The sequence below is a fragment of the Flavobacterium galactosi genome (assembly GCF_048158585.1).
In the GTDB taxonomy this organism is placed as follows: Bacteria; Bacteroidota; Bacteroidia; order Flavobacteriales; family Flavobacteriaceae; genus Flavobacterium; species Flavobacterium galactosi.
Window position 1 is genome coordinate 458,348 of sequence record NZ_JBLNKV010000004.1, and the last position, 19,613, is coordinate 477,960.

Genomic DNA, 19,613 nt, shown 5'->3' on the forward strand with positions numbered 1-19,613 from the left:
ATGTCAGAATCAAATATACTTCCAAATGTGTCACGCAGAGGTTTTCTTAAATTAGCTGGTATAGGAGGAACCGCCTTCTATCTAGGTATTTTTAGTAGTGAAGGTGCTTCAGCAAGTATAGTAAATCCAGAATTTGCTGCACTCAATAAAGTAGAGTTGAATGCTTGGATCATTATTGAGGAAAGTGGAAAAGTAACTTTGGTAGATCATCGTGCAGAGATGGGACAAGGTTCCTATCACTCAGTACCTCAGATTATTGCAGAAGAGCTTGAAGTTGATTTAAAAGATATTAATGTAATATTTGCTCAGGGAAGTAAAAAATATGGTGGTCAGATAACCGGTGGTAGCTCTACTATACGAGGTTCTTATAAAAATCTTTTGAAGCTTAGTGCCACTGCCAGAGAAATGCTAATAACTGCAGCAGCTGATGTTTGGTCTGTTTCGGCGACGGAATGTTTCGCGCAATCAGGTCACATCATTCATAAACAATCAGGAAAGAGTTTACATTATGGAGAGCTGGCTGAGAAAGCATCTAAACTGCCTACTCCAAAGGATGTAAAACTAAAAAAGCGTTCAGATTATAAACTAATCGGTAAAGGACTTCGTCGCATAGATACGCATTTAAAGACCAATGGAGCTGCTATATTCGGACTTGATAAAAGGATTGAAGGAATGCTTTTTGCTGCAGTAGAACGTAATCCAAGACTAAGAGGAAAGTTAGTCAGTTATGATGATACACAAACTTTAAAGATTGCGGGCGTTAAAAAAGTATTTAAGATACAAATGCAAGTTCATAACACTTTGAGAGATGGGATTGCTGTTGTAGCAGATAACAGCTGGGCTGCTTTACAAGGTAAAAAAGCACTTAGAGTTGTTTGGGATGATAGCGGATTTGAACATTTAAGTTCTCCAGAAATAGCTAAACGAAAGTTAGAATTACTGCAAAAAGAAGAAGGATTGATTTTTAAAAAAGAAGGAGATCCCAATAAAATTATTGGTTCAGCTGTAAAAAAAATAGATGTAGTTTATGAGACGCCTTACCAATCGCATTATGCAATGGAACCGGTAAATTGCATAGCGCATTATCAAGGAAATAAAATTGAAATCTGGGGTCCTTTACAGGCACCAGATTGGATGCAAGAAAGTGTAAGCAAAAGTTTCGGATTGCCTTTAGAGTCAGTAATAGTGAATATGACCTTTTTAGGTGGTGGATTTGGAAGAAAAGCATTTACAGACTTTTGTCATGAAGCCGTTGTAATCTCAAAAGAGATAAATGGGCCAGTGCAGGTAGTTTGGTCAAGAGAGGATGATGCAACGCAGGGACCTTTTAGACCAGGAATTTCTTATAGAGGTGAAGGGGTGATAGAAAATGGTGAAATTGCTGCAATTAAATTCCGAATGGCAGGGCAAAACATCGATCACTGGATGTCTGAAAAAAGAGGAAAACCTAACGGAAGTACTACAGAAGGTTTTTTAGCTCCTTATTTTGAATCGATTAAAAATATAAGTTTTTCTGATATTCCGTTTGAAACACCTATACCAGTACTTTGGTGGAGGTCTGTTTACGCATCTACTAATGGTTTTGCTTATGAGAGTTTTATGGATGAAATGGCTCAAGAAGCAGGAAAAGATCCGTTAGATTTTAGAAGAAAATATTTAAAAGAAGAGCGCCTTCAAAAACTTATTGATAAGTTAGAAGAAGTTTCAGGATGGAAGTCTAGAAAGAAAAATGAAGGTTTTGGAGTAGCCATAACAGAATGTTTTGACAGCACAGTTGGGCAGATTGTAAAAGTTTCTGCAAAGCAAGGCGGCGGTATAAAAATAGATAAGGTATGGGCGGTAATGGATTGTGGTTGGTATGTAAACCCAGATATTATTCAAGCCCAAATAGAAGGTTCCATAATTATGGGACTCGGAGCATCAGTATTTCATGAGATGACCTTTACCGATGGGATGGCAGATAAAAAGAATTTTTACGAATACAAGATGCCACGTATATATGATATGCCTGAAATGGAAGTACATATAATTGAAAATGATGCCGACGCGGGAGGAGTAGGTGAGCCTGCTTTGCCTCCTTTTGCACCAGCACTGACCAATGCAATTTTTGATTTGACAGGAAAAAGAATTAGAAAACTTCCTTTTAATTTGGATGAAGTATAGTTCAATTATTATAAAATATTCTTTACAGAATTGTGTTTTATTATAGGAAATCGGTTTGTACATGAAAGAAATCAAAGATATACTTAGAGCCTATTTTTTAGCTACCAAAGCAGGAAAAAAAACTGCTCTTGCAACTGTAGTAAAGGTTGAAGGCTCTTCATACAGACAACCTGGAGCACGAATGCTTGTAAGTGAAGATGGCGAATTAACGGGTGCTATTAGCGGCGGTTGCCTTGAAGGTGATGCCTTGCGAAAAGCATTACTTGCCATCAATCAGCAACAAAACAAGCTTATTATTTATGATACTAGTAATGAGGATGATATTGAATTTGGTGTGCAACTTGGTTGTAATGGTATAGTGCATATTCTTTTTGAATATATAGATTCTGCTAAAAATAATAACCCCATAAAACTTTTACAGCAGTTAGAAAAAGAAAGAAAAGATGCCGTTATTATAACGCTGTTTTCTCATAATAGAAATTCGCTTCAACCTGGTACCGTTTTGTTTGACAGAGCTAGTGCAATATTAAAGGCAAATAATCCTTACGCGATATTATCATCCTACAGTAAGGAAGTATTAGAAAATAAGACTTCAATAATAAAAAAAGTTGAGTTTAAAAATGCTTCTTATGAAGCATTGATAGATTATATTGCTCCACCAATATCTCTAGTAATATGCGGAGCTGGAAATGATGTAAAACCACTTGTAGAAATGACTTCACTTTTAGGATGGGAAACTATTGTGGTTGACGGTCGTGCAACTCATGCTACAGCTATAAGGTTTCCAAAGGCTACTGCTGTTTCTATTGCAAAACCAGAAGAAGTGTTAAACAACGTATCTGTAGATGATAGAAAATTCTTTGTATTGATAACCCATAACTACAAATATGATTTGGCTATGCTTAAATTTTTAATACTAACAGATTGTGTCTATATAGGAATTCTTGGACCTAAAATAAAGCTTAATCGTATGCTTGACGACTTAAAAGACAATGGTATTGTGTTAACGGAAAAACAACTTAATCGTATTTACGGACCTGTTGGGTTGGATATTGGCGCAGAAACATCTGAAGAAATTGCACTTTCTATAGTATCAGAAATTAAAGCAGTCATAAGTGGTAAAGAAGGGTTATCATTAAAATATAAAAAAGAAAAAATACACCCAGTAACAATGGTGGTTTAAAAGAGTAAATATGCTTCAGGATACCTTTCGTCATGTGCACGATTATTTTCGAATATCGCTTAGTACAGAAAACCAAAGCAAGATAACTATTGGATGATAATATGGAAAAAGTTTTTGGCATAATAATTCTGGCAGCTGGTAATTCTTCGAGATTAGGAAAACCTAAGCAATTATTACAATATAATGATGATACTTTGCTGCGGAAAACACTACTGCAGGCAAAATTGTTACATAATACTTTTGTACTAGTTGTGACAGGTGCTTATAAAATAGTTATAGAGAAAGATCTTGATTTACTTGAGGTTCAAGTTGTTCATAATCCGAATTGGGAAATGGGTATGGCTTCATCAATTTCAATTGGACTAGATAGATTATGTATGCTGAAACCAAATTTAAATTTTTGCATTTTTACCGTATGTGATCAGCCCTATGTCACGGCGGGAGTCTTTGAGGATTTGATTGAGCAGCACAATAAAACAGGAAAGGGTATTGTGGCCTCGGAATATGCAGATACATTAGGTACGCCAGTATTATTTAGCAGTCGCTATTTTGATGAACTTTTAAACCTTAAAGGCAATGAAGGAGCTAAAAAAATGCTTCAGTACTATAAAGAAGATGTTGCATCTGTAATTTTCGAAAAAGGAGCTGTAGATATCGATACTTTAGACGATTATAATAATCTTATTAATCAAATATCATAGCTTTAAATAAGTGTTATTTGGATAATCGAAGCTTTATTTACCAGTAGCTTATGAATAGAAGGCGGAAAAGCAAATCTTATTTTTACAAGACCTAGCTCATTAACAATTATCCTGTCTTAAGATTGCAACAAGTTTTGTTACTTTTTCAATGACAATATTGATTTCTTCCTTTGTGGTAAATTTACCCAAGCTAAAACGTATTGAGCTCAAAGCATCAGTATCAGACAACCCTAGTTCTTTTAAAACGTATGATGGTTTATTTGTTACAGAAGAACAAGCAGAACCGCTCGAAACAGCAATGTTTTGCAAACCAATTATCAGTCTTTCAGAATTTGCTCCAGGAAAACAAATATTGGTTGTGTTATATAATCTATCTTCAATACTTCCATTTACAAAAGTATTTTCAATTTTTAAAAGTTCATTCTCTAGAAGGTTTCTTAAAACAGTAATTTGAATTCTATTGCCGTCCATTTCTAATGATGCTATTTCGCAGGCTTTTCCCAGTCCTACAATTCCTGGGACATTGAGCGTGCCGCTACGCATTTTACGTTCTTGTCCGCCACCGTGTATCTGCGAGTCTAATTTTATTTTGGCTGCTTCCGAAACATACAATGCACCAATTCCTTTTGGGCCATAAAATTTATGCGCAGAAATAGGCATCATATCAATGCCTAATTCAGAAACATTAATAGGTAATTTACCAACTGCCTGTGTTGCGTCAGTCATGAATATTACACCTTTAGACTTAGCAAGTTTACCTATTTTTTTTAATGGTTGTAAGACTCCAGTTTCGTTATTGGCTAGCATAATACAAATTACTAATGTATCAATTCTTATTGCTGCTTCTAGCATATCTAAATTTATGCGGCCATCTTTATTTATATTTAGATAAGTAACATCAAAACCACAACTTTCCATAAAACTGCAGGTTTCTAATACAGCCCTATGCTCGGTTACCACTGTAATTATGTGCTTTTTCTTATGATGTATTAATCCTTTAAAGGCTAAATTTATCGCTTCTGTAGCACCAGAAGTAAAAGTAATTTCTTTCGGTTTTGCATTGATTAAATCTGCAACTTGATCTCTGGAAAAATCAACTACTTCACCTACGGATAAACCGAACAGGTGTTCACTTGAAGCATTAGCATAATTCTCTGTAAAATAAGGCAGCATAGTTTGTAAGACACGATTGTCAAGTTGAGTTGTAGCATTATTATCAAGATATATTATAGATTCTTTCATTGTCATTGTTAGTTAAACTTTTTGTAGTCAAAACGCAGAGGTAAAGTTAAGCTTCATTCTTTTAATTAATTTATTAAATTTAGCAGTAAATGTTTCTATTATTTATAATTTCATTTTGTTATAAATGGAATTATATACTTCAATGATTTTGGAATCTTATAGGAGTAATACAAATGCAGCTAAAGATGAAAAAGGGGAATTATTGACACAGATTAATAATTATGAAAAGAGATTGTCTATTGCCAAGGAACTTCTTGTAACCTCATAGATCGATGCAGACGATTATCAAAAGATGAAAATGGAGTAGGACAAATTTTAAACCGTTTAAAAATCTAGCTAAACAATATCTCAGATGACAAACAAAGTATTGAAGGCCTATTAAATATGGTAATCAAAAGATTAACACAACTTAATTTTGCTTATACAAATACTAATTTATCTGAGGGAAGAGAGATAATTTGTTTAAATTATCCCGAAAATTTCACTTTTCGAAATAACCATTTATAAACCGCTCGAGTCAATGAAATTGCCAGTCATATTTATTTGATTAACATAAATTAAATAGCAAATAAAACGGGACAAAAGAAAATTTTTCTTCCTTGTCCCTTAGAGTGACCACGGTGGGATTTGAACCCACACGCCCTTGCGAGCACCAGCCCCTCAAGCTGGCAAGTCTACCGTTTCTCCACGTGGCCTTAAAAAAGAAAAGGTCAAGTAATAAATTACTCGACCTTTAGTGACCCGACTGGGGCTCGAACCCAGGACCCCATCATTAAAAGTGATGTGCTCTACCAACTGAGCTATCGAGTCAATGCTTCAAGAAAATTATGTGTTGATCACAAATTTGTGACCCGACTGGGGCTCGAACCCAGGACCCCATCATTAAAAGTGATGTGCTCTACCAACTGAGCTATCGAGTCAAATTCTTTCCTTGAATGCGGGTGCAAATATAAGGACTTATTTTGGAGTTTTCCAAGCAATTTTATTATAAATTTGTCTTTTTTTAACAAAATTACTCAACACCTTAATTTGTAAGGTTTTATTCAGATGAAAAAAATTATATTATTAGGTTATATGGGTTGTGGTAAGTCCACAATTGCCAATAAGCTGTCAAAAAATATCGAAATTCCTTTTGTGGATTTGGATAAAAAGATCGAAGAGAAGGTAAATTTGTCAATTAATGACATTTTTGAAAAGTACGGTGAAATTTATTTCAGAAAACTAGAACATGAAGTTTTTATCGAATTATTGAATTCACCCGATAACTTAATTATAGGCTTGGGCGGCGGAACGCCTTGTTATGCAAATAATCATGAGCTGTTAAAAGGGGATAATGTAGTATCTGTTTATCTCAAAGCTTCAATAGAGACTTTATTCAATAGATTGGCTCATAATAAAAGTAAACGTCCTCTTATTGCTGATAAAAGTGATGAAGAGATGAAAGAGTTTATTGCAAAACATCTCTTCGACAGAAGTTTCTATTACAACCATGCGCAGTATAAGGTGATTGTTGATGATAAGACAATCGACCAGACGGTTATGGATATAGTTACTATTCTAGCTTAAATAGGCGTAATTGTCTCCATTTTCATCAAAAACAACTTGTACGTGTTCCAGTAGGGAAGTGGATAATGATATTCCTTTAAAATCGGCTTTTACAGGATACTTCTTGTGGTTTCTGTCTACAAGTACTGCTGTTTTGAACTTTTTTAAAGGAACGTCAATAAAATGCCTCACTGCATAGATTAATGTCGTGCCAGAGTTCAGTACATCATCAACAAGGACTAAGCCTTTATTTGCGTACTGTTCTTTTGATAAGGAGGTGTGAATTGGTAATTCGGGATTTTGCTTGTTGATTTGCACTTCGCAAAGCGAAACTTTAAGGGGAGAAATTGTTTCCAGTGCTAAGGCTATTTTTTTTGCAAAAGTAAAACCGTTAGTCGCAATTCCAGCAATGACAATTTCTTCGTCATCCACAAAGGTTTCGTAGATTTGGTAGGCAATTCTTTTTATTTTATGCTCAATTTCCTGATTTGTTAATATGATATTTTTGCTCATTATTTTATTTTAAAAAGTTAAGGTTTAGATACATACGTTTTAGATTAGAGAACCGTTTTTTAATCTACATTGTCATCATCTTTAATCTCATTTCCAAATTCATCAATATCTCTTCTATCTTTTTTGGTAGGCCTTCCCGTTCCGTTTTTTCGATAATGCTCTTTGGATAATTTCAACAGCTCCAAATGTTGATAGGCTTCTGCCGGGGTGTCATTTCTTCTGTAAATATCGACCAGTTTAGCCCCAACACGATTTTCAGGAATGTCTAAAACGGTGATGATTTGGGTGATTTGATCTTTCCGGAACGTAATTTTATCGGTAGGAAAAACCTCCTTTGATGGCTTGGCAACCTGCCCATTTACTGTAACATGATTTTTTTTACAAGCCTCAGTTACCATGTTTCTCGTTTTATAGTATCGGACGCACCATAAATATTTGTCTATTCTCATAAATTTTCTAAAATCGGAGTTAAATAGTTTACAAAAATAAATCAATATTGTATCTTGCGCACTTAAAAATTAGCTATAATGAACAAATTTAAGTATTATTTTATTTTATTAATTACAACAATCTCTTTATTTTCATGTTCGAAGAATGATACCACTACAGTTGAGCCACTTAGAGATTATGCAGTACAATATGCCGCCGATAATACTGACATTGAAGACTATTTAAAAACAAGTTATATAACCGTTATAGATCATCCTGGATTTGCAGACGATCAAGATGTAACCATTACAACGATACCGACTGGAGGAACTCAAAAATCAATTTGGTCTTATAAAGATCAAGCCACTTTTCCTAAGCTTTTGAGCAGAGATGTAAGTCTTCATAATATAACCTATAAATTGTATTATTTAGTGCTTAGAGAAGGAGTAGGGGCATCACCTTGTAATGTAGATGCAGTGTTAGCGTCATATAAAGGAGAATATTTATCTCGCACAACCGTATCAGGGGTTACAACTCTATCAACAACGCCATTTGAGGAAGTTAAGTATCCTCAATCTTTTTTTAGTTTATTAAGTACTATCACAGGATGGGGAGAAATATTTCCACAATTCAAAACGGGAACCTATAGCGCTAATGCTGACGGAACAGTAACTCATAACGGTTTTGGGGCAGGTGTAATGTTCATTCCTTCGGGATTAGCTTATTATGCTTCAGGAAGCGGAATTATTCCTTCTTATGCTCCTTTAGTATTTAATTTCAAATTGTATGAAATGAATAGATTAGACCAGGATGCAGATGGTATTCCCTCTTACCAAGAGGATTTAAATGGAGATGGCTACATGCGTATATTGGCAACAGGAGTTGATAATCCTGATGATACAGATAAAGATGGGATTCCTAATTTTGTAGATGTAGATGATGATGGCGATAATTATACCACTAAACTAGAAATTAAAAATCCAGCGACTGGATTGTCTTATCCATTTGCAGATATTCCAAGCTGTAGTGGTAACACTACTAATCCTGCAAGAATCAAAAAGCATTTAGATAAAGCGTGTCAATAATAAAACCGACACTAAATGAGAAATCCCATTCGTCAGAATGGGATTTTTTTTATGTTCAGAAATAAAGTAAATTATTTTCTTTTAATAACTCTTTCTACAGCTTCAACAATCGCTTGATTGTTCAATTTGTATTTATCCATTAGTTGCGCTGGTGTTCCAGATTCTCCAAAACTGTCATTCACTGCAACAAACTCTTGTGGAGCTGGACTGTTTAATGCCAATACTCTAGAAACGCTTTCGCCGAGACCACCAAGAATATTATGTTCTTCAGCAGTAACGATACATTTTGTTTTTGCCAATGATTTCAAAATCGCTTCTTCATCCAATGGTTTGATGGTGTGAATATTGATTACTTCAGCCGAAATCCCTTTTGCTTCTAATGCTTCAGCAGCAATAAGAGCTTCCCAAACTAAATGTCCTGTAGCAAGAATAGTCACATCAGAACCTTCGCTTAAAACAATAGCTTTTCCAACTACGAAAGGCTCGTCAGATGGCATGAAGTTAGGAACAACCGGACGACCAAAACGCAAGTAAACTGGGCCATGGTAATCGGCAATTGCTAATGTAGCTGCTTTAGTTTGATTGTAATCACACGTATTGATTACTGTCATTCCGGGTAACATTTTCATTAATCCGATGTCTTCAAGGATTTGGTGTGTTGCACCGTCTTCCCCTAAAGTTAATCCGGCATGTGAAGCACAAATTTTCACGTTTTTCTCAGAATACGCAACGGATTGACGAATTTGATCGTAAACTCTTCCTGTAGAAAAGTTAGCGAAAGTTCCTGTGAAAGGAATTTTTCCTCCAATAGTTAAACCCGCTGCAATTCCAATCATGTTTGCTTCAGCAATTCCAATTTGGAAAAAACGCTCTGGGTGATTTTTCTTGAAATCATCAAATTTTAATGAACCAATTAAATCGGCACAAAGTGCCACAACATTTTCATTGGTTTGACCTAATTCCGTCATTGCCGCTCCAAAACCTGAACGTGTATCCTTACTTCCTGTATTTGTATATTTTTTCATTATTCTTTTTAATTGAAAGATTAAAAAATTGAAAAGATTAAAAAATTCTGCAATCAGAAATTGTTAATCTTCAATCTTAATTCTAGTAGTCAGTTTCGTCTTCTGAATAGTTTTGACCTAAAGCATTTTCCAGTTGTGCATCATTTGGCGCTTTACCATGCCAAGCATGACTGTACATCATAAAATCTACACCATTACCCATTTCAGTATGCAATAATACACAAACTGGTTTTCCTTTTCCAGTTCTTGATTTAGCATCTGTCATTCCTGCTAAAATAGCTTCAATGTCATTTCCTTTTTCAATTTCCAAAACATCCCAATCAAAAGCTTCAAACTTAGCACGGATACTTCCCATACATAAAACTTCATCTGTAGTACCGTCAATTTGTTTTCCGTTAAGGTCGATTGTTGCGATAAGATTGTCTACTTTTTTTGCAGAAGCATACATAATTGCTTCCCAGTTTTGACCTTCTTGTAATTCACCATCACCATGAAGCGTGTAAACAATATGGTTGTCACCATTTAATTTTTTTGCTTGTGCAGCACCAATCGCTACAGATAGTCCTTGTCCAAGAGAACCAGATGCAATACGTACTCCAGGTAAACCGTCATGAGTAGTTGGGTGTCCTTGTAATCTTGAATTGATTAAACGGAAAGTTGCTAGTTCCGATACTGGAAAATAACCGCTTCTCGCTAAAACGCTATAGAATACTGGAGATATATGTCCGTTTGAAAGGAAGAAAAGATCTTCTCCAATTCCGTCCATATCAAATCCTTCTTTGCGTTCCATCAAATTTTGGTAAAGGGTTACAAGAAATTCAGTACAACCTAGAGAACCTCCCGGGTGACCTGAGTTTACAGCGTGAACCATTCGAAGAATATCTCTTCTGACTTGGATAGTTAAATCGTTTAATTGTTGTGTGTTAGGCTTCATTTTGTGTGTAAAAGTTAAACTGCTGCAAATGTAATTTTTATTTAGGGTTACAGCAAACGTTTTTTTGAATATTTAATGTACAATAGATTACGGTTTGTGATAATCTGAATTACTAATTCAGAGGATACTAATCCATAAAAAAAGCCCGCATTTGCAGGCTTTATATTAAATAGAGAAACGGTAAGAAATTACAGTTCTCCAATGAAATTACATTCTAAGTATTTGTAATTGAATCAGCTCTATAAGCTTCTCTATTGATAGCAGATAAAGCAATTACGGTTAAGGCAGCGTCAGTTTTTTTCTCTTCATGAAGATTCATAGCCAATAATTCCGCAGCTTTATTTTCACCTAACGTTTTTGCAAAAGCATGTAAAGTGCCATAGGTTGCAATTTCGTAATGTTTTACTTTTTGATCTGCTGCAATAAGCCCAGCATCACGTACCATACCAATATCGGTTTCTCTGATAAGACCATTGGTCTCTTTTAATATACCTTGCATGGCATCGCATTTTTTTGCTGTTGGTGCAATACCAGTTACTTCAAATATTTTTTCCAGACGTGATACGTGTTCTTGTGTCTCACTTAACTGGTTTTTTAATGAGTTAACTAATTCTGGCGATGAAGCATTTTTTACCATTTTTGGCAACGTTTTGGTCAATACTTTTTCAGCCCAATAAATGTCTTTCAATCCAACTTCAAATAAATCTCTCAATCCATGTGCTGCGTTTGATTTTGCTTGAACAGCTCCTTTAAAAGGTTCGTTTTTACTACTTTCAGGTCTCATAATAGTTGTTTTTTAAAGATTAATTGTTGCAAGTACTATTAAATTTGTTGCCTGTATCTTACAAACTGATTACTTGCTTTTTTAATACTATAAAATTAAACAAACTATCATCGAATCAATTGTTAATTAACTAATTGTAAATACGAATAGTATGATTTTTTCCAAAATTTAACGTACTGTTTCGGCTGGTTCTTTGCTGTTTATGCTTTTAATTTAGTGACTAATTTTATTTTGAAGACTACTCCAACCGCCACCATTGTAGACTTTGGTAAATCCATTTGATTTCAAAATGCTTTTTGCGGAAGCACTTCGCATACCTGACACACAACAAGTGATTATGGGTTGGTTTTTGTCTTTCAATTTAAATAGATTGTTACTTAAAGTATCAACCGGAATATTTAGGGAACCTTTTATGTGTCCCCCTGAATATTCTCCTTTGCTTCGAACATCCAGAATAATAGCTCCTTGTTTTACTAAATCGGAGTAGTTTACTTTTGGACCAAATCCAAATAAATTTTTGAGTGTGTTAATCATTTTATTTAATTTGAGATTGATGATAATTTACATCTAACCAGGAACCGCCATTGTAACATTCGATTCCATGTTCAGTCAGAAAGAGTTGTGCTTGTCCGCTTCGGTTTCCCGATGCACAACAAAGTACTAACGGTCCTTTAAGATTTTGTAATTCTTCTATTCTTGGCGGAATTTCATTCAGTGGAATATTAATGGAATCGGCTACATGGCCACCCATAAATTCAGAAGGGGAACGCACATCTACGATTGTTCCCTGTTTTTCTTTGATTGTTTTTTCTAAGCTCATTTTTATATTTTTTAATTAATAGTCAAATAGCTTTTAACTAAATTGTTGTACAAAAGTAAAGCAACAATAAGTGCTGCACAGTGCCTTTTGTTACGCAAGGGATTCTTTATTTTGTCGGCTTCTGTTTTTAAAATATTTTATGGTTTCAAGAACGATAAGGATAGCAATTGCTCCTAAAATAGAAGGCATAAAATGATTGTAATTCGTTACTTCAAAATTAAAAGTCTGGCGTAACGACGGAATCGAAATAATCAGCAGCAACATTATGATGGCGGTTAAGAGAATGGGGATTGTGACCGGATTTCTTTCGGTAATTACGGAGATAATATTTCTTGTTTTTGAAATATTGGTCAAAATGATAAAAATATTTCCAAGCAGTAGTGCCGAAAAAACAATAGCTCTTATTTCTCCTTCTGGATATTCTTGGAATTTGGAAAATAAATAAACCGAAAAAACCATAGCCAACAATAAAAAGCCTTGCATGACACTCAGTATAATCTTTCTTCCGCCAAAAAACTGTTCGTTTGGATCTCTGGGAGGGCGCTGCATGATTTCTTTTTCTTCTTGCTCTGATTCGAATGCAATGGAACAAACGGGATCATTTATCAATTCCATAAAAACAATATGCAGCGGCATCAATAATAATGGAATTGAAGTATTGAATGCGGGTAAAAGGGTAAGCCCGATTATAGGAATATGAATGGAGAGAACATACGACATTGCTTTTTGCAGATTATCAAAAATCCTTCTTCCGGAACGTATAGCCGAAACGATTGATGCAAAATTATCATCCAATAAAACGAGCGAAGATGCTTCTCTGGCTACATCCGTTCCTTTATTTCCCATCGCAATACCAATATTGGCTGCTTTCAAGGCTGGCGCATCATTCACTCCGTCGCCTGTCATTGCCACGATTTCGTTATTGGCTTTCAAAGCTTGAACAATCCTCAGTTTTTGTTCAGGAATTACGCGTGCAAATACATTAGTTTTAGTTATTCTTAATTTCAGTTCTTCATCACTCATTGCGGTTAACTCCTCTCCAGTAATAATTCCTTTATCGGCATCAAGACCTATGGATAAAGCAATACTTTTTGCAGTAGCGGGAAAATCGCCAGTAATCATAATGACTTGTATACCGGCTTCATGGCATTCTTTTATGGCTTGCGGGACTTCTGGACGAATGGGATCTTCTAAACCAATAAGTCCCAGAAAACTAAAATCAAATTCATGTTGTGAATCTGGAAGTTGTTCCTTATGATGTGCCGCATTTGCAACAGCAATAACTCGATATCCTTGTTCGGCCATTTGTTGTACGGCTGAAAAATGTTTCGTCGTTTCCTCTTCCTTCATTTTGCAAAGCTTGAAAATAGCTTCCGGGGCACCTTTTGCAGAAACGGAGATGGAATTTTCAGTAACATTTTCGGTAACACGAGTCATAGCAAGTAATTCTTTGCTCAATGGATATTCTTTTATGAGTTTATGGTCTGATTTTTTTTGCGAAATTATGGCTTCATGTGTTTTGTAAATTGCTTGTTCCATTGGGTCAATCGCATCTTTTCGAGAGGCATAATGGGCGGCAACAACTAAATTTGAAATCTGATTTTGTTTCTCATGAAAAATGCTCTTTAGTACGATTTCCTGACCATCATAAATAGTGGCAATTTCCATTTTATTTTGGGTAATTGTTCCTGTTTTATCAGTGCATAAAACAGTTGCCGAACCCAATGTTTCAATTGCTGAAGGTTTTCTGGTCAGCACATTTTTTTTAGATAATCGCCAGGCACCCAAAGCAAGAAATACGGTAAGGATAACGGGGAATTCTTCGGGTAAAATGGACATTGCAGCGGCAAGCCCATTCAGTAGTGCTTGAATAAAATTCCCTCTTGTAAAATAAAATATTGCAATGATACCAATACTGATGAAAATAGCAATCAGGAATAGATTCCGAATCAACACTTTCATTTCTTTTTGCAATCGGGTTTCATCTTCCTCAATACTTTGTAAAGAGATTCCAATTTTTCCAAACTGTGTTTTTGTTCCGGTTGCAAAAACCTTTGCAAATCCTTTTCCTTGAACCACAAGTGTTCCGCTGAAAACCAATCCATGTGAATTCGAGGTATCGATTTCTACGCTTTTCGTTACTGCGACTGATTCGCCGGTAAGCAATGATTCATCAACGGTAAGATTTATGGTGTCGAGTACTTTTGCATCAGCAGCAATTCGATCACCTTCATTTAATACAATTATATCATCAGGAACCACTTCGCGTCCGGGAATCCGGATTTCTTTTCCATCCCGAATCACCAAAGCGCGTGGCGAGGAAAGTTTCTTGAGTGCTTCCAGTGCTTTTTCGGTTTTCTGATATTGGTAAAAAGTAATGAAAATAATAACGAAAATGGCAGAAAGTAAAATAATGCCTTCTCTGTAATCGCCTAATAAAATATAAAGTACGCCACAGCTAATCAATAAAATGAACATGGGCTCTTTGACGACTTCCAAAGCAATACGCCAAATAGATTTTGGTTTTGTTGATGGCAATTCATTAAAGCCAAAACGCTTTAATTTTTCCTGAGCTTCTGCTGTTTTTAATCCTTCAATCATAGTTGAATAATTTAGGAATTACTACAAAAAATGAAATTCAAAAGTAGGGTAAGGACAACCAATTATAAAATGTAGTGATGATTGTATCAAATTTGCATTTTCCAAAATAAAGCGTCGAGCATTTGAGATTAAGATACTTTGAGAACGTTCTTTTCTGGTGGTACTGAATCTTTTTGAGGGATTAAAACAGTTTTTATTTTTAGTGATGCTCTTTCAGAATTATTTTAAACTTTCAGCAAGCTTGTCAAAAGATTCGTTCCAGCTGATATTGGTTAAATCGGTGATTTTTCCTGATGGAATCCCTACATGAGTAAGTGTCATTCTAGTTTTGTTGTCATGTTCTTCGAATGAAACTGTTACAAGCAATTCCAACGGGAAACCTTCCATGCCGTAATGAGTCCCCGAAACAACATTTCCTTTCTCATCTGCAAATGAATCCGTGTAAACAATTCGTTCCATAGGGACAATTTCGATGTAAGTTCCAGCGCCCCAAAATTCCTGACCATCAGAAGATCGCATGCAATTAAGATATTTGCCTCCAACTTTAAAATCTATTTCACAGACCGGACAAGTAAAATTTTTGGGCCCCCACCATTTCATGAAACTTTCAGGATCTGTCCAAGCTTTCCAAACAAGCTCTCGGGATGCGTCAAATTCTCTTATAATTAAGAGTTTTTGTTTATTGGGTTCAGGGGTCTTTGTTGACTGATTCTTTGTTTCCATTTTTATACTTTTTTAATTTTTATACTAAAATTAGATACAGCACATAAAATTAAATAAAATTTAAATAATTAGCTGTTAATTAAATGCTTATATGTTTTAATTACATGACGATTCTAAAAAGTTAATATACATCAAGATTATAATCTGATTTTTTATATTGTTCCGTCCTGAAATAACGATAGATTATAATCTCAAAATTTAAAAATAATAGACGCTGGCACTTTTTGTACTATCTTATATTTTGGTTGCTAAAAAAGTTCTACAAAATTTAGAATTGTTGCTAATTACTTAGTTTTTATATTGTGAAGGCTATTCATAAAAGTAATTTTCAATAATCAGCACTATTCTTCTGCTTGTAGACTACAAAATTTCAGATTAATACCCTTTAATTTGACCTAAACAAAAAATATATGTTAGTATAATGTACTGACAGTCAGTATTTTTAATTAAATTTAATGTCTTATTAACTAAAAAACACTTAAACATGAAAAAAAAATTCTCAATTGTATTGTTGATTGCTACTTGCATCACTTTCGCACAAAAAAAAACTAATGGAACTATTTATGTAGAGCATCCTGCAATTAATTTAGTAGAAGCCATGACACAAGCATATGTCAATGGTGATGCTGACAAAGTAGCGAGCTTTTTAGCAGATGATTTTAAATCATATAATGGTACGAGTTCTAATAAAGATGATAAAGGGAGTGATAAAGCTTCTTTTTTGAATGAAGTAAAGTTTTGGAAAGATAATGTTGATTATTTAAGTGTCAAAAGATCTCCAGGCGCATATCCGGATGCTTTAGAATATAAAGAGGATAATAATAAAGATGTAGTCTGGGTTCAAACCTGGGAAGATTTAAAAGGAGTACATAGCAAAACTGGAGTGAAAATAGATATGCCTTTGCATCGGTTGTTTATAGTTGATAAAAACAATAAAATTAAAACAATTATTAAATACGCAAATAACAGCATTTTTGATGAAATTAGCAGTAGTTTTAATGATAGAGAAAATGGAGTCATTTATAATCATCATGAAAATATTAATATTGTCAGAAAAATGATTTATGCTTTTGAAAATAAAGACTTTGACAAAGCCTATAGTTTTTATGATGAAAAAGCAACTTTTATGGACATCAATTCACCGGTAGGGAAAAGCATAACCTTAGCGGAACAAAAAGCAAACGATCAAAAGCTTTTTGATAAATTTGACCTTACGAGTATTGATATGGTTGGGTATCCGGATTATTTGCATTACGAAATGGGAGATGCAATGGCGGTGCAGTCTTGGTGGAATTTTAGATTAACGAGAAAATCTGATAAAAAGAAAATTGTTTTGCCAATATTTTTCATTGATAATTTTAATGATAAAGGTAAAATAACTTCTGAGATGGCGTATTACAGCGAAAAGTTGATGGAGTAATGAAATGAATTTTTAAGTATAACGTCCTAAAATAAGTTGCGTTTTGTGTCAACTTGTTTTAGGACGTTTTCATGTAGGCTATTTTTGTCAAAAATGTGTGTTTTCAGCTTCTTCTTTTTTAAGTCCATACTTTTCGACCGCAATTACGATTGCAATTCCCGCAATATAAGTCAGCAAATCAATCCAAGAAAATGAAGTTCCGATAACAGTTCTGGCAATTTTTGATTTTTCTAAGTGTAGCTTTTCGACAATATTTAAAAATTGAAAAAATTCTATGGTAAAAGAGAAAATCAATACAAATAGCGCAACAGTTAAAACAGGCAATCTGAGAAAAGATTTCAAAAAGCAATAGATTAAAATAACAACCAAAACATCGCCGAGATAGGGCCTGACAAAATTATCATTGACGAAAAGCGCTATCAAAACCTCAATAAAAAAAATTAAAATTGCAAAACCAAAGTAATTTTTGTTGAATGTTAACATAGTGTTGTAGGTTTTGTCTAACGTTCTGGCACTACAGCGGGTTTGGGATTAAAAATGCGTAATCTTTCGGTTATGCCAAAACTTCCAAATACAAAACCAATTTCCCATTAAGCCAAATGCCCAAATCCGTTGTAGTGGCTGTTAGCAGTTCGGTTATTTTCCTTTTAAACATTCCGTTATATCAAAATAAACGGTTGTCATTTCATTTTCAATATTAGCATCCTTTTTTAATATTTCAATATGAATTAAGTTGTAAGTTTTTCTTTTGACTTCGTAGAATTCACTTCCAAATGGCTTCCAACCTACGTTTATTAATCCATATTTATTTTCCAAATATTTATTTTCGGCGTCAATTCCTTCTTCTTTATTTTTAGCATTTTTAATTTTAATAGCACTTTCAAATATTTCGCCATTTCCAACTTCATAGACAATTCCTGGAGCATTGGGAATTGTAACGATAGTTTTTTCCGCTTTCTGTGCGCTACAAACTGATATTGTAAATAATAAAATTGCTAGTATATTTTTCATTTCTGTTTTCATTTTTGGTAACTGACTGCTAACTTGCATATAGTGATGACTGAGTCATCATAATACACCCAAATTTGGGTAGATATGTATGACAAACGTCAGTGTTTATTTAAAATCAAATATATAATAATTATCTTATAAATCATCAAAATGACTTTTAATTAGTTGAATGCTTTTTGTACTCACGTGGGTAAAATTTCAGTGGTTTTGCTGAAAAACACATAGTTTAAAATTTGAAACTAAACCACAAAAAGAGCCTGCACGAGGCAGGCTTTTAGGTTAAACTGAAAACAGTAAATGATTACAGGTTCTTAATCAAAATTATTTTTTAATATTTTATAATTAAATCTGCTCTGAAGCATTAAAATTGATGTTGGATTGAGCGATTTCGTTCAAAGCGGCATCCGCTTTTTTCTGTTCATTCAGTGTCATAGCGAGCAAATTTGCGGCTTTGTTTTCACCAAGATTTTCTGCAAATGAATGTAGGGCATCATAGGTCGCAATTTCATATTTTTTCAACTTTTGTCCTGCGGCAATAATTCCGGCATCACGCATGGCACCCGTTTCGGCTTGTGCTATTATGCCTTTGCTCTCTTCTATTAATCCTTCTATAGCTTCACTTTTTTTTGCAACAGCTTTAATACCCTTTGATTCAAATATTTCCTCCAAACGGGAAACATGTTGTTTCGTTTCATTTAAATGATTTTGTAAGGTGTTGGCTAATTGTGGTGATGAAGCATTTTCCACCATATGCGGTAAGGTTTCAATCAATGCTTTTTCTGCTGAGTAAATGTCGTTCAACCCAACTTCAAATAAGTCTTTTAAATTATATGCTGCTTCTGATTTTGCTCCCTCAGCTTCTGGATTTCTATGTGTAGTTTCCATGACGGTTGTTTTTTTGAGTGGTATAAAATTGCAATCTAATATCTTGCTAAATCAATAATTTATTTTTGTTGTATTTCAAAATTCATACACTCTGGTTTATATATTGTAAATTTAGTTAAAATGGGGTCTAAGTTTATGTTAATTAACTAATTATAAATACGAATAGTATGATTTTTTCTAAAAATTTAGTTTGCAATTATGTAAATATTTTGAGGTTTTTAGTGCAATTTATGCTATCGGGAATCGAGTAAGATTAAGAGGAAGCTGCCAATGAATGCCAGATATTTTATCTGCGTGAGGGATAGCAGTGAAAATCCTCCCGATTTTTCTTCGGGAGATTGCAACGCAAAGCCCGACCTTGTTGCTGTAAAAAATAAGATTTAGAACTGTAGTTCTGCAACACGGTCACGCCCAAATTCTTAATTTTGGAAGGTGGATTTGATTCAAAAAGTGCTTTGGAAAACCTTGCTAAAAGTGAATTCCCAAATCTTAATTAAATTTTTAAATTATGTAATTATCTAATTTTCAAATTAACCTATCTTTGCCCAC

At 34.3% G+C, this 19,613-nt stretch carries 19 protein-coding genes and 3 tRNA genes; 6 read left to right on the plus strand and 16 right to left on the minus strand.

What is annotated here, in order from left to right:
• Nucleotides 1-27 precede the first annotated feature (27 nt).
• The 3 genes from ACM55M_RS11260 to ACM55M_RS11270 all read left to right on the plus strand — a co-directional run bounded on the left by ACM55M_RS11260 (nucleotide 28) and on the right by ACM55M_RS11270 (nucleotide 4,047).
• Complete coding sequence (locus ACM55M_RS11260) at nucleotides 28-2,163, plus strand: xanthine dehydrogenase family protein molybdopterin-binding subunit (protein WP_416857736.1); 2,136 nt, start codon at nucleotides 28-30, stop codon at nucleotides 2,161-2,163.
• Between the two features lie 61 nt (nucleotides 2,164-2,224).
• Nucleotides 2,225-3,346: an XdhC family protein gene (locus ACM55M_RS11265; protein ID WP_416857737.1), complete on the plus strand. Its 1,122-nt coding sequence runs from the start codon at nucleotides 2,225-2,227 to the stop codon at nucleotides 3,344-3,346.
• Nucleotides 3,347-3,447: 101 nt separating this feature from the next.
• Nucleotides 3,448-4,047, plus strand: a complete 600-nt coding sequence (locus ACM55M_RS11270) for a nucleotidyltransferase family protein (RefSeq protein ID WP_416857738.1) — start codon at nucleotides 3,448-3,450, stop codon at nucleotides 4,045-4,047.
• 99 nt (nucleotides 4,048-4,146) lie between these two features.
• Here the strand turns inward: ACM55M_RS11270 and ACM55M_RS11275 are convergent, their stop codons facing one another.
• The 4 genes from ACM55M_RS11275 to ACM55M_RS11290 all read right to left on the minus strand — a co-directional run bounded on the left by ACM55M_RS11275 (nucleotide 4,147) and on the right by ACM55M_RS11290 (nucleotide 6,209).
• The gene (locus tag ACM55M_RS11275) at nucleotides 4,147-5,289 is read right to left on the minus strand and encodes a cysteine desulfurase family protein (protein WP_416857739.1); all 1,143 of its coding nucleotides are present in this window, start codon (nucleotides 5,287-5,289) and stop codon (nucleotides 4,147-4,149) included.
• 612 nt (nucleotides 5,290-5,901) lie between these two features.
• Nucleotides 5,902-5,984 (minus strand) — tRNA-Leu (locus ACM55M_RS11280).
• A gap of 42 nt (nucleotides 5,985-6,026) precedes the next feature.
• A tRNA-Lys gene (locus ACM55M_RS11285) sits at nucleotides 6,027-6,099 on the minus strand.
• A gap of 37 nt (nucleotides 6,100-6,136) precedes the next feature.
• Nucleotides 6,137-6,209 (minus strand) — tRNA-Lys (locus tag ACM55M_RS11290).
• Nucleotides 6,210-6,336: 127 nt separating this feature from the next.
• Here ACM55M_RS11290 and ACM55M_RS11295 point away from each other — a divergent pair.
• Nucleotides 6,337-6,855, plus strand: a complete 519-nt coding sequence (locus ACM55M_RS11295) for a shikimate kinase (RefSeq protein ID WP_416857740.1) — start codon at nucleotides 6,337-6,339, stop codon at nucleotides 6,853-6,855.
• Here the strand turns inward: ACM55M_RS11295 and ACM55M_RS11300 are convergent.
• Complete coding sequence (locus ACM55M_RS11300) at nucleotides 6,847-7,347, minus strand: phosphoribosyltransferase family protein (RefSeq protein WP_416857741.1); 501 nt, start codon at nucleotides 7,345-7,347, stop codon at nucleotides 6,847-6,849. The two genes, ACM55M_RS11295 and ACM55M_RS11300, sit on opposite strands and share 9 nt — an antisense overlap.
• A gap of 59 nt (nucleotides 7,348-7,406) precedes the next feature.
• Entirely contained in the window at nucleotides 7,407-7,796 is a 390-nt protein-coding gene (locus ACM55M_RS11305) for an RNA-binding S4 domain-containing protein (RefSeq protein ID WP_416849975.1), read from the minus strand.
• Between the two features lie 78 nt (nucleotides 7,797-7,874).
• Between ACM55M_RS11305 and ACM55M_RS11310 the strand changes: the two genes are divergently transcribed.
• On the plus strand, nucleotides 7,875-8,861 hold the full coding sequence (locus ACM55M_RS11310) for an FKBP-type peptidyl-prolyl cis-trans isomerase (RefSeq protein WP_416857742.1): 987 nt from the start codon (nucleotides 7,875-7,877) through the stop codon (nucleotides 8,859-8,861).
• Between the two features lie 71 nt (nucleotides 8,862-8,932).
• On the opposite strand, the gene ACM55M_RS11315 is transcribed toward ACM55M_RS11310, so the two are convergent.
• The 7 genes from ACM55M_RS11315 to ACM55M_RS11345 all read right to left on the minus strand — a co-directional run bounded on the left by ACM55M_RS11315 (nucleotide 8,933) and on the right by ACM55M_RS11345 (nucleotide 15,748).
• Nucleotides 8,933-9,886 (minus strand): transketolase family protein, encoded by a 954-nt coding sequence (locus ACM55M_RS11315; protein WP_416857743.1) that lies wholly within the window; start codon nucleotides 9,884-9,886, stop codon nucleotides 8,933-8,935.
• An 82-nt stretch (nucleotides 9,887-9,968) separates the two neighbouring features.
• Nucleotides 9,969-10,820 (minus strand): transketolase, encoded by an 852-nt coding sequence (locus tag ACM55M_RS11320; protein ID WP_416849972.1) that lies wholly within the window; start codon nucleotides 10,818-10,820, stop codon nucleotides 9,969-9,971.
• 214 nt (nucleotides 10,821-11,034) lie between these two features.
• A complete protein-coding gene (locus ACM55M_RS11325; protein WP_416857744.1) occupies nucleotides 11,035-11,604 on the minus strand; it encodes a YciE/YciF ferroxidase family protein in 570 nt (189 codons plus the stop codon).
• Between the two features lie 213 nt (nucleotides 11,605-11,817).
• Nucleotides 11,818-12,138 (minus strand): rhodanese-like domain-containing protein, encoded by a 321-nt coding sequence (locus tag ACM55M_RS11330; RefSeq protein WP_416857745.1) that lies wholly within the window; start codon nucleotides 12,136-12,138, stop codon nucleotides 11,818-11,820.
• A 1-nt stretch (nucleotide 12,139) separates the two neighbouring features.
• A complete protein-coding gene (locus ACM55M_RS11335) occupies nucleotides 12,140-12,424 on the minus strand; it encodes a rhodanese-like domain-containing protein (protein WP_416857747.1) in 285 nt (94 codons plus the stop codon).
• Nucleotides 12,425-12,514: 90 nt separating this feature from the next.
• Nucleotides 12,515-15,025, minus strand: coding sequence for a cation-translocating P-type ATPase (locus ACM55M_RS11340; RefSeq protein ID WP_416857749.1), 2,511 nt, complete (start codon nucleotides 15,023-15,025; stop codon nucleotides 12,515-12,517).
• 219 nt (nucleotides 15,026-15,244) lie between these two features.
• Nucleotides 15,245-15,748 (minus strand): SRPBCC family protein, encoded by a 504-nt coding sequence (locus ACM55M_RS11345; RefSeq protein WP_416857750.1) that lies wholly within the window; start codon nucleotides 15,746-15,748, stop codon nucleotides 15,245-15,247.
• 484 nt (nucleotides 15,749-16,232) lie between these two features.
• On the opposite strand from ACM55M_RS11345, the gene ACM55M_RS11350 reads away from it, so the two are divergent.
• The gene (locus ACM55M_RS11350) at nucleotides 16,233-17,168 is read left to right on the plus strand and encodes a nuclear transport factor 2-like protein (protein WP_416857751.1); all 936 of its coding nucleotides are present in this window, start codon (nucleotides 16,233-16,235) and stop codon (nucleotides 17,166-17,168) included.
• Between the two features lie 87 nt (nucleotides 17,169-17,255).
• On the opposite strand, the gene ACM55M_RS11355 is transcribed toward ACM55M_RS11350, so the two are convergent.
• From ACM55M_RS11355 to ACM55M_RS11365, 3 genes are all read right to left on the minus strand, one after another.
• A complete protein-coding gene (locus tag ACM55M_RS11355) occupies nucleotides 17,256-17,651 on the minus strand; it encodes a ribosomal maturation YjgA family protein (protein ID WP_416857752.1) in 396 nt (131 codons plus the stop codon).
• Between the two features lie 153 nt (nucleotides 17,652-17,804).
• The gene (locus ACM55M_RS11360) at nucleotides 17,805-18,179 is read right to left on the minus strand and encodes a hypothetical protein (protein ID WP_341694920.1); all 375 of its coding nucleotides are present in this window, start codon (nucleotides 18,177-18,179) and stop codon (nucleotides 17,805-17,807) included.
• A 342-nt stretch (nucleotides 18,180-18,521) separates the two neighbouring features.
• Nucleotides 18,522-19,064, minus strand: a complete 543-nt coding sequence (locus ACM55M_RS11365; RefSeq protein WP_416857754.1) for a YciE/YciF ferroxidase family protein — start codon at nucleotides 19,062-19,064, stop codon at nucleotides 18,522-18,524.
• Between the last annotated feature and the right edge of the window lie 549 nt (nucleotides 19,065-19,613).

What these genes read in the sequence shown, in the direction of transcription:
- ACM55M_RS11265 (WP_416857737.1), top strand. Translation starts at nt 2,225, where the DNA reads ATGAAAGAAATCAAAGATATACTTAGAGCCTATTTTTTAGCTACCAAA.
- ACM55M_RS11270 (WP_416857738.1), top strand. Translation starts at nt 3,448, where the DNA reads ATGGAAAAAGTTTTTGGCATAATAATTCTGGCAGCTGGTAATTCTTCG.
- ACM55M_RS11275 (WP_416857739.1), bottom strand. Translation starts at nt 5,289, where the DNA reads ATGAAAGAATCTATAATATATCTTGATAATAATGCTACAACTCAACTT.
- ACM55M_RS11295 (WP_416857740.1), top strand. Translation starts at nt 6,337, where the DNA reads ATGAAAAAAATTATATTATTAGGTTATATGGGTTGTGGTAAGTCCACA.
- ACM55M_RS11300 (WP_416857741.1), bottom strand. Translation starts at nt 7,347, where the DNA reads ATGAGCAAAAATATCATATTAACAAATCAGGAAATTGAGCATAAAATA.
- ACM55M_RS11305 (WP_416849975.1), bottom strand. Translation starts at nt 7,796, where the DNA reads ATGAGAATAGACAAATATTTATGGTGCGTCCGATACTATAAAACGAGA.
- ACM55M_RS11310 (WP_416857742.1), top strand. Translation starts at nt 7,875, where the DNA reads ATGAACAAATTTAAGTATTATTTTATTTTATTAATTACAACAATCTCT.
- ACM55M_RS11315 (WP_416857743.1), bottom strand. Translation starts at nt 9,886, where the DNA reads ATGAAAAAATATACAAATACAGGAAGTAAGGATACACGTTCAGGTTTT.
- ACM55M_RS11320 (WP_416849972.1), bottom strand. Translation starts at nt 10,820, where the DNA reads ATGAAGCCTAACACACAACAATTAAACGATTTAACTATCCAAGTCAGA.
- ACM55M_RS11325 (WP_416857744.1), bottom strand. Translation starts at nt 11,604, where the DNA reads ATGAGACCTGAAAGTAGTAAAAACGAACCTTTTAAAGGAGCTGTTCAA.
- ACM55M_RS11330 (WP_416857745.1), bottom strand. Translation starts at nt 12,138, where the DNA reads ATGATTAACACACTCAAAAATTTATTTGGATTTGGTCCAAAAGTAAAC.
- ACM55M_RS11335 (WP_416857747.1), bottom strand. Translation starts at nt 12,424, where the DNA reads ATGAGCTTAGAAAAAACAATCAAAGAAAAACAGGGAACAATCGTAGAT.
- ACM55M_RS11340 (WP_416857749.1), bottom strand. Translation starts at nt 15,025, where the DNA reads ATGATTGAAGGATTAAAAACAGCAGAAGCTCAGGAAAAATTAAAGCGT.
- ACM55M_RS11345 (WP_416857750.1), bottom strand. Translation starts at nt 15,748, where the DNA reads ATGGAAACAAAGAATCAGTCAACAAAGACCCCTGAACCCAATAAACAA.
- ACM55M_RS11350 (WP_416857751.1), top strand. Translation starts at nt 16,233, where the DNA reads ATGAAAAAAAAATTCTCAATTGTATTGTTGATTGCTACTTGCATCACT.
- ACM55M_RS11355 (WP_416857752.1), bottom strand. Translation starts at nt 17,651, where the DNA reads ATGTTAACATTCAACAAAAATTACTTTGGTTTTGCAATTTTAATTTTT.
- ACM55M_RS11360 (WP_341694920.1), bottom strand. Translation starts at nt 18,179, where the DNA reads ATGAAAAATATACTAGCAATTTTATTATTTACAATATCAGTTTGTAGC.
- ACM55M_RS11365 (WP_416857754.1), bottom strand. Translation starts at nt 19,064, where the DNA reads ATGGAAACTACACATAGAAATCCAGAAGCTGAGGGAGCAAAATCAGAA.